9 protein-coding genes and 1 pseudogene are annotated in these 13,344 nt (G+C 70.3%); 4 read left to right on the forward strand and 6 right to left on the reverse strand.

What is annotated here, in order from left to right:
- Nucleotides 1–51: 51 nt before the first annotated feature.
- Nucleotides 52–1,626, reverse strand: a complete 1,575-nt coding sequence (locus tag ACSGDB_RS10575) for a cytochrome ubiquinol oxidase subunit I (protein WP_434994633.1) — start codon at nucleotides 1,624–1,626, stop codon at nucleotides 52–54.
- Between the two features lie 214 nt (nucleotides 1,627–1,840).
- Here ACSGDB_RS10575 and ACSGDB_RS10580 point away from each other — a divergent pair, with 214 nt between their 5' ends.
- Together ACSGDB_RS10580 and ACSGDB_RS10585 are read left to right on the forward strand one after the other, a co-directional pair.
- Nucleotides 1,841–2,209, forward strand: a complete 369-nt coding sequence (locus ACSGDB_RS10580; RefSeq protein WP_434994634.1) for a BlaI/MecI/CopY family transcriptional regulator — start codon at nucleotides 1,841–1,843, stop codon at nucleotides 2,207–2,209.
- Between the two features lie 8 nt (nucleotides 2,210–2,217).
- Nucleotides 2,218–3,216 (forward strand): M56 family metallopeptidase, encoded by a 999-nt coding sequence (locus ACSGDB_RS10585; RefSeq protein ID WP_434994635.1) that lies wholly within the window; start codon nucleotides 2,218–2,220, stop codon nucleotides 3,214–3,216.
- Between the two features lie 7 nt (nucleotides 3,217–3,223).
- Here the strand turns inward: ACSGDB_RS10585 and ACSGDB_RS10590 are convergent, their stop codons facing one another.
- Nucleotides 3,224–5,329, reverse strand: a complete 2,106-nt coding sequence (locus ACSGDB_RS10590; protein WP_434994637.1) for a DNA gyrase/topoisomerase IV subunit B — start codon at nucleotides 5,327–5,329, stop codon at nucleotides 3,224–3,226.
- A 254-nt stretch (nucleotides 5,330–5,583) separates the two neighbouring features.
- Here ACSGDB_RS10590 and ACSGDB_RS10595 point away from each other — a divergent pair, with 254 nt between their 5' ends.
- Nucleotides 5,584–5,805, forward strand: coding sequence for a DUF7455 domain-containing protein (locus tag ACSGDB_RS10595; RefSeq protein ID WP_434994639.1), 222 nt, complete (start codon nucleotides 5,584–5,586; stop codon nucleotides 5,803–5,805).
- A 195-nt stretch (nucleotides 5,806–6,000) separates the two neighbouring features.
- Here ACSGDB_RS10595 and ACSGDB_RS10600 read toward each other — a convergent pair whose 3' ends face one another.
- The 4 genes and pseudogenes from ACSGDB_RS10600 to ACSGDB_RS10615 all read right to left on the reverse strand — a co-directional run.
- On the reverse strand, nucleotides 6,001–7,203 hold the full coding sequence (locus ACSGDB_RS10600) for an RNA polymerase sigma factor (RefSeq protein WP_434994640.1): 1,203 nt from the start codon (nucleotides 7,201–7,203) through the stop codon (nucleotides 6,001–6,003).
- 318 nt (nucleotides 7,204–7,521) lie between these two features.
- Complete coding sequence (locus tag ACSGDB_RS10605; RefSeq protein ID WP_434994641.1) at nucleotides 7,522–8,904, reverse strand: DUF4192 domain-containing protein; 1,383 nt, start codon at nucleotides 8,902–8,904, stop codon at nucleotides 7,522–7,524.
- 87 nt (nucleotides 8,905–8,991) lie between these two features.
- Complete coding sequence (locus ACSGDB_RS10610; protein WP_434994643.1) at nucleotides 8,992–10,320, reverse strand: MFS transporter; 1,329 nt, start codon at nucleotides 10,318–10,320, stop codon at nucleotides 8,992–8,994.
- A 184-nt stretch (nucleotides 10,321–10,504) separates the two neighbouring features.
- A pseudogene (locus tag ACSGDB_RS10615) lies at nucleotides 10,505–11,398 on the reverse strand (proteasome assembly chaperone family protein); the annotation flags it as partial.
- A gap of 174 nt (nucleotides 11,399–11,572) precedes the next feature.
- Between ACSGDB_RS10615 and ACSGDB_RS10620 the strand changes: the two are divergent.
- Nucleotides 11,573–13,120, forward strand: coding sequence for a leucyl aminopeptidase (locus tag ACSGDB_RS10620; RefSeq protein ID WP_434994644.1), 1,548 nt, complete (start codon nucleotides 11,573–11,575; stop codon nucleotides 13,118–13,120).
- Nucleotides 13,121–13,344 lie beyond the last annotated feature (224 nt).

The following is a 13,344-nucleotide window of genomic DNA, read 5'->3' on the forward strand; positions in this document are numbered from 1 at the left end:
GCGTGCCGGGTGCGGCGCCGGCGGCCCCCGCTCGGGGGCCCGGCGGGCCCGTCAGTACGCGAACGCCAGGACATCGCCGTCGTCCTTCTTGCCGGCATCGGATCCCTCGGCGTCGTCGGGGTGCGCGAGTTCGGGCATCGCGGAAGCGGTGCCGCCGCGGACATAGGTGAAGAGCAGCTTCACCTCGACGACGAGGAGGGCGGCGTACACGAGGGTCAGCAGGACGAGCGACGTGATCAGTTCGGCGACCGACACGCCCGGTGAGAGCGCCGCGGCGGTGAACATGAAGACGCCGTCGACGCCGGTCGGGTCCGGATTCGGTGCGACCACGAACGGCTGCCGGCCCATCTCGGTGAAGACCCAGCCCGCGATGTTGGCCCCGAACGGCGCGAGGATCCCGAAGACCGCCAGCCGCATGAGCCAGCGCGACTCCGGCACGGTACCTCTCCGCAGGACCCACAGGGCCGCGGCCGACGCCGCGGCGGCGATCGCCCCGAACCCGATCATGATGCGGAAGCCCCAGTAGGTGACCTCCATGACCGGCAGGTAGTCGATCTCCGTGCCCGCGAGGTCCCCGTACATGGGGTCGTCCGGCAGGTGGGTGCCGTACTTCTCCTGGTACTCCGGCAGGAGGGTGTTGACGCCCTTGACCTCGGTTGTGAGGTCGCCGTTGGCGAGGAAGGAGAGCACGCCGGGGACCTCGATGACCGCGGTGATGTCGTCACAGCTCTGCGACCCGAGGTTGCCGACGGAGAGGATGGAGAAGCCGGTGCCGTCGTGGCACGCCGCTTCCGCGGCCGCCATCTTCATGGGCTGCTGGTCGAACATGAGCTTGGCCTGGAGGTCGCCGGTGATGCCCGTGCCCGCGAACGCGATCATCGCGACGATGGCGCCGGCGCGGGCGGAGCGGAGCCACACGGTGTGATCCGCTGCGTCCCGTGCGCCGCCGCCCGGGCCGACGACGACCTTGCCGTCAGCGCCGACGGTGTCGAGTCCGTCGTGGCGCCTCTTCCACAGGTGGTACCAGCTGATGCCGAGGAGGAACGCGCCGGCGACGGCGAGGCAGCCGAAGAGGGTGTGGGGGAACGCGACGAGCGCCGTGTTGTTGGTGAAGACCGCCCAGGCATCGACCATGACCGGCCTGCCGTCGATCATCTCCACCCCCACGGGATGCTGCATCCACGAGTTCGCGACGATGATGAAGTAGGCGGAGAAGACGGAGGCGAGCACGGCGATCCAGAGTGACAGGAGGTGGACCAGGCGCGGAAGCCGTCCCCACCCGAAGATCCAGAGGCCGAGGAAGGTGGATTCGACGAAGAAGGCCAGGAGCGCCTCCATCGCGAGCGGCACGCCGAACACGTCACCGACGAAGCGGCTGTACTCGCTCCACGCCATACCGAACTGGAATTCCTGCACCAGGCCGGTGGCTACGCCGACGATGAAGTTGATGAGGAAGAGCTTGCCCCAGAACTTCGTCATCCGGAGGTAGTGCTGCCGACCGGTGCGGTACCAGAGCGTCTGCATGACGGCGACGAGCAGTCCGAGTCCGATGGTCAGGGGAACCATGATGAAGTGGTAGACGGTCGTGATTCCGAATTGCCACCGGGCAATCTCCAAGGCTTCCATCGGGCCCTCTCAGCAGTGCGGTGCGTCCATGACGACGGATCTTCTACGGGACGTAGAAAAAGTTCTTCTACATATCGTAGAACAACTTCTACGTGGAGTAGAATTGTGCGCTGGGAGGTTGTACGTTGGACCTACCACGCTTCCGTGCTCCTCTCCCGGGAGTGCGCCGCCGTCCGTCGGCGGGCGCGGATCGCGATTGATCGAAGGAAAGAACATGGCAACGCTCGGAGACCTGGAACGCACAGTGATGGACCTGCTGTGGACGACACCGGAGGCGATGACCGCCAACGAGTTGCGGGACGCGATCGCCGAGGCGCCGTCCGGAGCCGAGGGGCGCGAACTGGCCGTCACGACGGTGCTCACCGTCCTGTCGCGGCTGGAGAAGAAAGGGCTGGTCACGCGGGAGCGCGACAGCCGGCCCCACCGGTACATGTCCGTCACCAGCCGCGAGGACCACACGGCCGAACTCATGCACGAGGTGCTCGTGACCGCGCCGGACCGCGACGCCGTCCTGGCCCGCTTCATCGGCAGCGTGTCGGACGCCGAGGCCCAGACGTTGCGCAAGCTGCTCGGCGGCAGCTGACCGGCCCCGTGTTCTGGGCCTCCTACCTGCTCGCGGCTCTCGCGATCATCCTCGCGTGGCCCGCACCCATCGCCCTCTCACGCGCCGACTGGCCGGCGAGGGCGCCCTTCACGGCCATGGTGCTGTGGCAGTCGATCGCCCTGGCCGGGGGCCTGTCGATGATCGGCGCCATGCTGGTCTGGGGCCTCGAGCCCCTGGGCGACAACCTCGTCCAGGCCTCGGCGGCCTTCCGGGACATCCTGCTCGACGGCGGCTCGGCCGAGTCCCTCGGCGTCGTCCACGTCTTCGCGATCAGCGCCGCGATCCTGCTCTTCGGGCATCTCGTCTTCACCCTGGCCCTGACCTTCGTGAGGATCCACCGGCAGCGGCGGCGGCACCGGCAGATGCTCGCCCTCCTCAGCTCCCCCGCGGACGGCCAGCCCGCGACGCTCGTCATCAAGCATCCCGCGCCGGTCGCCTACTGCCTGCCCGGCGGTGCCCGTTCCGTCACCGTCATGTCGGACGGGCTGATGGACCTGCTCAGTCAGGAGGAGCTCGACGCCGTCCTCACGCACGAGCATGCGCACCTGCACCAGCGGCACCATCTGCTGCTCTGGGCCTTCGCCGCCTGGCGGTCCGCCCTGCCCTGGCTGCCCACCTCCCGCCTCGCCCAGCAGGCCGTGAGCGAGCTGATCGAGATGCTCGCCGATGACGAGGCCCTGCGCCATGTGGACGAGCCGACGCTCGTCCGCGCGATCGCCATCGTCGGTGCGGGCGCCGCACCGTCCTCGCCGGACGCCCTCGACGACGCGCTGGCCGACGAGAGCGGAATCCCCCTGACGACGACCGCGCGGGCGGCGGTGACCGGCGGGACCGCCGACGTGGCGTCGACCGTCCCGCGCCTGCGCCGGCTGCTCGCTCCCCTGCCGCCGCTGGGCCGGCTTCAGCAGGGCCTGGCCCTGTCGTCGGCCGGGCTGCTGCTGGTGGTGCCTCCGCTGCTCCTGGTGGCCCCCGAGCTGCTCGGCTGAGCGCCCGTCAGGCGTCGATGCGGTCCCGGTCGAGGGATGCCGCGCCGGCGACGATGAAGTCCTTGCGCGGGGCGACGTCGCTGCCCATCAGCAGGTTGAAGACGCGCTCGGCGGATTCGGCCTCCTGGATGCGCACGCGGCGCAGCGTCCGGTGGCGCGGATCCATGGTCGTCTCCGCGAGCTGGTCCGCGTCCATCTCCCCGAGCCCCTTGTAGCGCTGGATGGGCGACTTGTAGCGCTTCCCCTGCTTCTCCATGGCGGCGAGGAGCCGCGTCAGTTCCGCCTCGGAGTAGGTGTAGATCATCTCGTTGGCCTTCGAGCCCCCGTTGATCACCTCGACGCGGTGCAGCGGCGGGACCGCGGCGTACACACGGCCGGCCTCCACGAGCGGCCGCATGTACCGGAAGAAGAGGGTGAGGAGCAGCGTGCGGATGTGGGCGCCGTCGACGTCGGCGTCGGTCATCAGGATGACCTTGCCGTACCGTCGCGCGTCCAGCTGGAAGCTCCGCCCGGAGCCCGCACCGATGACCTGGATGAGGGCCGCGCACTCGGCGTTGGAGAGCATGTCCCCCACCGACGCCTTCTGGACGTTGAGGATCTTGCCCCGGATCGGCAGCAGCGCCTGGTAGTCGGAGGAGCGGGCGTTCTTCGCGGTGCCCAGCGCGCTGTCGCCCTCGACGATGAACAGTTCGGACCGTTCCGCGTCGTCGATGCGGCAGTCGGCGAGCTTCGCCGGCATGGAGGAGGTCTCGAGGGCGTTCTTGCGCCGCTGCGTCTCCTTGTGGACCCGCGCCGAGATGCGGGACTTCATCTCCGCGACGACCTTCTCCAGCAGCAGCGCCGACTGCGCCTTGTCGGTCCGCGCCGAGGACGAGAGCCTCGCCTGCAGTTCCTTCTCGACGACCCTGGCGACGATCGCCCGGACGGCGGAGGTCCCGAGGATCTCCTTGGTCTGGCCCTCGAACTGGGGCTCGGCGAGGCGGACCGTGAGGACGGCCGTCAGCCCGGCGAAGACGTCGTCCTTCTCGATCTTGTCGCTGCCCGCCTTCAGCTTGCGGGCGTTGGCCTCGATGACCTTGCGGAAGGTCTTCAGCAGCGCCTGCTCGAAGCCGCTCTGGTGCGTACCGCCCTTGGGCGTCGCGATGATGTTGACGTAGCTGCGGACGGTCGTCTCGTAGCCGATGCCCCACCGCAGCGCGATGTCCACCTCGCAGTCGCGCTCCACCTCCGCCATCTGGCTGTGCCCGCGCTCGTCGAGGACGGGCACGGACTCCTTGAAGCGGCCCGACCCGTGGAAGCGCCACACATCGGTGACCGCTGCGTCGAGGGCCAGGAACTCCGCGTACTCGGAGATGCCGCCGTCGTGCTGGAACACCTCCTCCACGGGCCCGGACTCCGCCGGCGTGCCCGGCAGCCTCCGCTCGTCCCGGAGGGTGATGCGCAGGCCCGGCACGAGGAAGGACGTCTGCCGGGCGCGGGTCTGCAGTTCCTCGTAGGAGAAGGTGGCGTCGGGCGTGAAGATCTGCCGGTCGGCCCAGTACCTGATGCGCGTTCCCGTCACGCCCCGCTTGGCCGTCCCGACGACCTCGAGGCGCGACCCGTCGAGGAAGGGCTCGAAGGGGGCGGTGGGCGACGGCGTCCTGCCGTCCTTGAAGATGCCGGGCTCCCCGCGACGGAAGGACATGGCGTAGGTCTTGCTGCCACGGTCGACGAAGACGTCCAGGCGGGAGGACAGCGCGTTGACCACGCTGGCGCCGACGCCGTGCAGGCCACCGGAGGCCGTGTAGGAGCCTCCGCCGAACTTGCCGCCGGCGTGCAGCTTGGTGAACACCACTTCGACGCCGGTCAGGCCGGTCTTCGGTTCGGTGTCCACGGGGATGCCGCGGCCGTCGTCGTGGATCTCCACCGAACCGTCGCCGTGGAGGATGACCGTGATGCTCTGGCCGTGGCCGGCCAACGCCTCGTCGACCGAGTTGTCGATGATCTCCCACAGGCAGTGCATGATGCCGCGGGAGTCGGTGGACCCGATGTACATCCCGGGACGCTTGCGCACCGCCTCGAGGCCCTCGAGGACCGAGAGGTGCCGGGCGGTGTAGTCCGAGGTGGGGGTCACGGTGAGTTCGTCTCCTTGGCGGAACGGGCACGATCCAGGACAGGCGTCAGGAGGGTGGTTGCCGGGATGGTTCGCTCCAGTTTATTACCTCCCGCCGACAGGACCCGGCAGGAGCCGCGCCGGGCGCCCCGCACCGCGACGCCGGAATGTGATCCATACCCCTGATACGCCGCCAGCGAAAGGGGGCCCAGCCTGCGAAGGAGCGGCGACGAATAGTGGTTATATGAATACACGATCCACATGAGGAGGCATTCATGACCACTGCAGTAGCCACTCGCGAGCTCACTGCCCTGGACCGCTGCGACCGTTGCGGCGCCCAGGCCTATGTTCGGGCAGTCCTTCAGTCCTCCGGTGGAGAGCTTCTGTTCTGCGGCCACCACGCCCGTGCCGTCGAAGCGAACCTCAAGCCGCTCACTTCCGAGTGGCAGGACGAGACCCAGCGGCTCCACGAGAAGCCGGCCCTCGTCGGCGACTGACCGCCGCAGGGAACACCACCCCCGACCCGCCAGGCGCCCCGTGTACAGGCGCCCGCACGAGGAAAGGCCCGCTCCGACGGAGCGGGCCTTTCCTCGTTCCGGGAATTTCGCCCGGGACCGCCGCCGATTCCCGCCCCACGACGATGAAGGGCCCCTCCCGCAGGAGAGGCCCTTCATCGTAAGGAGGCTCGACGATCAGTCGAGGTAGTCCCTCAGCACCTGGGACCGCGAGGGGTGGCGCAGCTTCGACATCGTCTTCGACTCGATCTGGCGGATGCGCTCCCGCGTGACGCCGTAGACCTTGCCGATCTCGTCCAGCGTCTTCGGCTGGCCGTCGGTCAGGCCGAAGCGCATGGCGACGACGCCGGCCTCCCGCTCCGAGAGGGTGTCCAGCACCGAGTGGAGCTGTTCCTGCAGGAGGGTGAAGCTCACGGCGTCCGCCGGCACGACGGCCTCGGAGTCCTCGATCAGGTCCCCGAACTCCGAATCGCCGTCCTCGCCGAGCGGCGTGTGCAGCGAGATGGGTTCACGGCCGTACTTCTGGACCTCGACGACCTTCTCCGGCGTCATGTCGAGCTCGAGCGCGAGTTCCTCGGGGGTCGGTTCACGGCCGAGGTCCTGCAGCATCTGCCGCTGGACGCGGGCCAGCTTGTTGATGACCTCGACCATGTGGACGGGGATGCGGATGGTGCGGGCCTGGTCCGCCATGGCGCGCGTGATCGCCTGGCGGATCCACCATGTCGCGTACGTGGAGAACTTGAAGCCCTTGGTGTAGTCGAACTTCTCGACCGCACGGATCAGGCCGAGGTTGCCCTCCTGGATGAGGTCGAGGAAGAGCATGCCGCGCCCGGTGTACCGCTTGGCCAGCGACACGACGAGGCGGAGGTTAGCCTCGAGCAGGTGGTTCTTGGCCCGCTTGCCGTCGTGGATCACGAATTCGAGTTCGCGCTTGAGCTTCGGATCCATGTCCGGGTCCGCGGCGATCTTCTCCTCGGCGAAGAGCCCGGCCTCGATGCGGAGGGCCAGGTCCACTTCCTGCTCCGCATTGAGCAGCGCGACCTTGCCGATCTGCTTCAGGTAGTCCTTGACGGGGTCCGCCGTGGCGCCGGCGGACACGACCTGCTGCGCGGGCGCGTCGTCGTCGTCCGCGTCGGAGTAGACGAACCCGGTGCTCGTCCCGACCTCGGGGGTCTCGGGCTTCGCCTCCTCGGCGTCGATCTCGACGGCGGGATCCGTAGTGTCGACGGCCTCCACGGAACCCTGGGCGTCCGCTGCCGATGCCTTGGCGGCGGCGGTCGAAGCGGCTTTGGTCGCGGGCTTCTTCGCCGCTACCCGTCGCTTGGTAGTGGTGGTACCAGCGTCTGGCGACGCCGGTGCTGCTGTCTTCTTGACCGACACAGAGAACCTTTCGTACGGCGGTGTGCGGCATCGTCAGAGGGACAACACCACTATGACCCTGTCAAGTCCGCGCTCGTTACCAGATGAATGCTGCCCGGGTCAGTCCCAGAGGAACGATCCCGCAGCCCTCGCTATTCCCTCGGAACCGCCTTTCGGCGGGAACCTGCCTGGAAATGCTCGGTGAAGTTCTGGTGCACGGACCCAACCGGGTCTCAACTTTCATTGTCTCACGGTTCGTCGCCGCGCCGGAAATCACCCGGGGGCGGCGGCGTCCCCCGCCGGCGCCCCGGGAGCCTCCGGTCCGCGGGGCCGCGCGCGTCATGCAGCACCGGCGGACCCCGAGGCCGTCCACGCCGTCGCACGGCTCCGGGCCCAGGCCGGGAGACCGCCGCGGCGCAGGAGTTCGTGCAGCAGACGGGCGAGTCGGTAGCCGGGCACGGCCTGCTCCGCCGCGTCGAGGAAGACGGCGGCGCGTGATCCCCGACCCCGCGCGTATTCGAACCAGGCGCTCATGGTCAGGGCCGCGGCACGGGACTCGCCGTCCGACACCGCCGCGAGCCGCGCGAGGAGCCGGCTCATCGCGTCGACGCGGTCCCACGCGATCATGCCGGAGTAGCTGCCGGCGAGTACCTCCGCGTACAGCACCGCGCGGCCGTCATCATCGGCGCGATCCCCTGTCGGTCTCCCTGCGCGACCGTCGTCGCGCCCCGGACGGGCACCGCCCGCCCGGAGCGCGGCGACGGCGTCCCGGAGCGGAGCGACACTCCGCACCTCCGGCAGGATCCGCTCGGCGCCGGAGGCCCTCCCAGCCGTCGGGGGCGCGTCCGGCGGATCCGGCGCGACCAGCCCGCAGGCCGCGGCGCCGTCGAGGGCTGCGGCGGACCCGAGGCACGCACTGGCGAGGAGGAAGTCCCGGACCGCCCGCGACTCGATGCTCGCCAGGAGGAACCCCGCGACGTCGGGCTCCGTCTGCACGTCCCATCCCCGGGCAGTGGCCAGGACGGCGTCCCACAGCCCGGACGTCGCGTGGAACTGCGCGGGCGCCGTCCACCGGCCCGCGCCGCACGCGGCATAGTGCGCCTGCGCATCCTCCACGGCCCGTGCCGCCGGGTCCGGGGCAGCCGGCCCAGGGAGGTCCCGCGCAGCGACGGCGGGGGCGGAGCGGTGCACGGCGTCGGGTGCGGAGGCGTCGAACGCACTCCCGCCGAAGATCAACTCGGCATTGAGCGCGCTGTGCACCACGGTGTCGAGGGGTTGTCCCGGCCACGGGCAGCACTCCTCCTCCGTGCAGAAGAGGTCGCGCCACCCGGACGGAGAGACGAGCCAGCCGCCGCGGACGGGAAGACCCGCGGCGTCGAGGACCGCCTCGACGGTCAGCACGAGTTCGCTGCGCGGCGCGGGAGTCCGCCTCTCCCAGCACTCCTCCGTGTACACGACCACGAGCGTGCCGTCGGCCTCGACGTCGCCCTGCAGGAACGAGAGGACGCCGTCGGCGAACCCGCGGGGGTCCACCCCGGCGTCGGGGAGATCCACCCGCAGCGTGGCTCCGAGCCTTCTGCCCGTGGTCGTCAGGACCACCAGGCTCTCGTGCGGCACGAATCCGAGGGCGTGCAGGATATAGGAGAGGATGTCGGCCGGCGAGGTGACGACGAGGGACGGTGACGCTGGGGTGCCCGGCGCGGGGCTCGTGGAGGATGACATGGCGCCAGCCTCCTCGCGTCGCGCACGGACCGCGGGAACCTCCCGGCCTATGTGGACAACCGCGCCCAGGACCGGACGGCAGCCGCCCTACCGAGCCCGGGCCCTCTGCTCGCGACGCCGCCGGCGCTCGCGGGCCAGGGCGTCACGCAGCGGCGGGACGACGACCCCCTGCTCGGCCATCCTCCGCCGGACCCTCCGGCGCGCGACGACGACGGCGCCGGCGCCGCCCGCGAGGACGAGGAGCTGGACGGACATCGCGAGGCGGAAGGACGGCAGCGCGTACAGGTCGCCGTCGGAGAACCCGTTCGCGAGCAGGACATCGAGGACGGTCCCGATGGCGAACATCGTCAGCAGGGACGCGAGGAAGCCCCCGATGTTCACGATCCCGGTGGCGGTCCCCATGCGCGCCGCGGGATTGAACGTGCGGGCGAAGTCGAACGCGATCATGGACCCCGGTCCCCCGACGGCGAGCGCCACCACGAGCAGGGTCAGCAGCGGGAGGGGTGCGGGCCCCGGGTAGAGGAGGACGGCGAGCCAGGCCGCGGCCATGAGGGCGGCGATCGCAAGCACCATGGTGGAGCGCCGGAGGGGATGCCGTCCCACGTAGCGGCCGAGGAGAGGGCCGCAGGCGATGCCGACCACGACGAACAGGGTCATCAGCGCCGACGCCGCACCCTCACCGACCTTCTCGGCGCGCACCAGGTAGGGGTAGCCCCACATCAGGACGAAGACCGTGCCGGGGAACTGGATGGTGAAGTGCGTCCACAGGCCCAGCCGCGTACCCGGCTGCTTCCAGGCTGCGGCGAGGGAGGTGCCCGTCTCCCGGATGGTCTGGGCGGTGCGGGTCCCGGCGACCGGCGAGTCCCGGATCAGGGCGACCGAGAGCACGACGGCGAGGACGGAGAGACCAGCGGCCGAGAGGAACGCGGGCTGCCATCCGACAGCGGTCAGCACCGCGACGAACGGGATGACCGAGACCACCTGTCCGAGCTGGCCGATGATCCCCGTCCACTGCGTCAGGACGGGGATGCGGCGCGGTTCGAACCATGCGGGCAGGAGCCGGAGCACGCTGATGAACGTCATGGCATCCCCCGCCCCCACGAACAGGCGGCCGACGATGCCGGCGCCCACGGAATCCGCGAAGGCCAGCTGCGCCTGCCCCAGCGCCATGAGCACCCCACCCGTGACGATCAGCGTCCGCGGGCCCCACCGGTCCACGAGGACGCCGACCGGCACCTGGAGTCCGGCGTACACGAGCAGCTGGACGACGGTGAAGGTCGACAGCTGCGAGGCCGAGGCGCTGAAGCGGTCCGTCGCCTCGAGCCCTGCCACACCGAAGGTGGTGCGCTGGGTGACGGCGACGAGGTAGGCCAGGACTCCCGCCGCCCAGACCAGGAGTGCCCGGGAAGAATTCACCCGCCCATTATCCCGTGGCGGAGGGACCACCCGGGCGGTCGTCGTGCGCATCGGGGACACCCGGCTCCGACGCCGTGCCCGCCTCCGGGCCGGTCCCGGCGGCCGGGTGCTCGTCGCCGGTGGCCTGGGCCCCCAGGAACTCCGTGTCCCACAGCAGCGTCGACTCCTCCTCAGCCTGCGGGCTCGCCAGGTAGGCCTCGACCGCGGCACCCAGCTCCTCCGCGCTGGCGAGCTCGCTGTTGTCCTTGACCAGCAGCGATTTCCGCGCGGTGCCGTCCGCGTACTCGTCGTAGCGCTTCTCGAGCGAGGAGACCACCGACTGCACCTCCGTGGAGTTGCCGACCTGCCGGGCGATCTGCCGTTCGACGTCGCGCCCGGTCTCCCGCAGGCGGTCGGTGGGGAGGACGAGGCGCGCGGTCGCACCCAGATATTCGAGGCCGGCCACCGCGGCGGGCGGGTACTCCGCCTCGGCGAGGTAGTGCGGGACGTGGATGACGTGCCCGACGACGTCGTGTCCGGCCTCGATCAGCCGCAACTCCAGTACGTGCCCGATCGACGCCTGCAGCTCCGCCGTGGGACGCCAGACGTTCATGCCGTCGATGAGGTCGGACCGGTTGCCGTGCAGCGTCACCCCGATCGGCCTGGTGTGCGGCACGGGCATCGGGATCGCATGGACCCACGAAGTCATGGTCACCTCCAGGTCCTCGACGAGCCCGACGACGGCGCTCGCGAAGCGCTCCCACTGCAGGTCCGGCTCGGCGCCCGTCAGGAGCAGGAAGGGCTCCCCGAGCCCGTCGGCCAGGCGGTGCAGTTCGAGCCGGTGCGGCCGGTAGTCGGTGAGGTGGTCCTCGGCGAACGTGATCTTCGGCCGGCGCCCGCGGTAGTCCATGAGCTGGTCGGCGTCGAATGTGGCGACGGGTTCGTGCTCGAGGACCTCGAGGAGTTCCTCGCTGACCTGAGAGACCACCTGGCCCGCATCCATGAAGCCGGTCAGGCTCACCAGCAGGGGCAGTCCCCTGCTGTCGGGGTCGTCGAAGACGTCGGGGTCGGTGGTGTACAGGGTTCGTGGATCCAGCATGGCTCTCTCCTCCGGTCAGGTCCTGCTCTCGTCAACGCCACCCGCGCCGGCTTCATTCCGGGCCGCCCGGGCGTAGAGACTACGATCGACAGGACGGTTCCCGGGCCACCGGACACCGGGACCACCCGCAACGCCGATCTGGACAACCCAGCCGGACACGAGGAGACAGATTCCGTGATCAGAACCACCGAACTACACCTGGCCGCTTCCGCGAAGGACCTCAAGAAGATTCCGAGCGACGCGCTCGTGATCGCGGTCGCCAAGGGGGCCGACGGGCCCGTCCTGCTCGAGAGCCCCCTGCCCGCGAAGGCCGCGCGCGCCCTCGGGGACTCCCTCCAGGTCCTCGGCGTCACGGGTGCCGCGGACGAGGTGCGCCGCTTCCCCGGGCTCCCCGAGACCGGTGCCGATTCGCTGGTGCTCTCCGGCGTCGGACCGGTGTCCGCCGGTGAGGAGCTCGCACCCGAGACCCTCCGCCGCGCCGCGGGGGCGGCGATTCGCCAGCTGAAGGGGCTCGAGACCGTCGTCCTCGCCCTGCCGGCCGGGACAGTCGCAGCCGCGACGGCCGTCGCCGAGGGGGCCGCGTTCGGCGCCTACAGCTACGAGGGACACAAGTCCGGGATCACGGCGGACGGTACGGTCGCACCGCCGAAGGACAGCGCAGCCGTCCGGAGCGTCGTCGTGTACACGCCGGTTGCCGCCGATGCCGACCTGGCGCCCGCGTTCCGGCGCGCCGTCGTCCTCGGCAAGAACGTCAACGCCACGCGGACGCTCGTGAACCAGCCGCCGAGCCACCTCTACCCGGAGACGTTCGCGCAGGCCGCCAAGGACCTCACGCGGGGCCTTCCCGTCAAGGTCACCGTGATGGACGAGAAGCGCCTCGAGCGCGACGGGTACGGCGGCCTCCTCGGTGTCGGCAAGGGATCCTCCCGGCCCCCGCGCATGGTCAAGGTGGAGTACTCCCCCGCCAAGTCCGCCGTGCACCTGGCCCTCGTGGGCAAGGGCATCACCTTCGACTCCGGCGGACTCTCGCTGAAGCCCGCCGCGGGCATGCAGACCATGAAGCTGGACATGGCGGGGGCCGCCGTCGTGCTCACCACGCTCCTCGCCGTCGCCGAGCTGGGCCTGCCCGCCAAGGTCACCGCCTGGCTGTGCCTGGCCGAGAACATGCCCTCCGGAACCGCGCAGCGCCCCGAGGACGTCCTGTCGATCTACGGCGGGCGGACCGTCGAGGTCCTCAACACCGACGCCGAGGGCCGCCTGGTCCTCGCCGACGGCCTCGCGGCCGCGAGCGAGGAGGCGCCCGACGCCATCATCGACATCGCGACGCTCACGGGCGCGCAGATGGTCGCGCTCGGCACACGCGTCTCCGGCGTCATGGGCGACGACGGCGTCCGGGACGCCGTGAAGGCCGCGGCGGACCGCGCGGGCGAGCAGTTCTGGCCCATGCCCCTGCCGGAGGAGCTGCGACCCAGCCTCGAGTCGCAGGTCGCGGACATCGCCAACATCGGCGAGCGGAACGGCGGCATGATGACCGCCGCGGTGTTCCTCCGCGAGTTCGTGGGCCAGGTCGACGGCGAGAAGATCCCCTGGGCGCACCTCGACATCGCCGGGCCGGCCTTCAACGAGGGCTCGCCGTACGGCTACACGCCGAAGGCCGGAACCGGCGTCGGGGTCCGCACGCTGCTCGCGTACGTCGAGGACGTCCTCGCCCGGACCGCGTGACCTCATCAGGGGGCACCGCGGTGCCCCCTGATGCCGCCCCACCGGTCCACCAGACGGGTGAGAAAGCGCACAACGCCCGGAACCCGCCCGTAGTGCCCGCATTCCAAGTGGATGCAGGCCACAACTGGGGCTAGGGTGAAAAACAAGGGTACGAAGCACCTGCGACCGCACCGCGACCGCATCAGTTCTCGAATCATCACCGATCAATCACCCGACGCGCCCGG

This window comes from Arthrobacter sp. Ld5 (assembly GCF_051172775.1).
In the GTDB taxonomy this organism is placed as follows: domain Bacteria; phylum Actinomycetota; class Actinomycetes; order Actinomycetales; family Micrococcaceae; genus Arthrobacter_D.

Bases quoted from the DNA above. Each gene is read 5' to 3' on its own strand.
- ACSGDB_RS10575 (WP_434994633.1), bottom strand. From the start codon at position 1,626: ATGGAAGCCTTGGAGATTGCCCGGTGGCAATTCGGAATCACGACCGTC.
- ACSGDB_RS10580 (WP_434994634.1), top strand. From the start codon at position 1,841: ATGGCAACGCTCGGAGACCTGGAACGCACAGTGATGGACCTGCTGTGG.
- ACSGDB_RS10595 (WP_434994639.1), top strand. From the start codon at position 5,584: ATGACCACTGCAGTAGCCACTCGCGAGCTCACTGCCCTGGACCGCTGC.
- ACSGDB_RS10605 (WP_434994641.1), bottom strand. From the start codon at position 8,904: ATGTCATCCTCCACGAGCCCCGCGCCGGGCACCCCAGCGTCACCGTCC.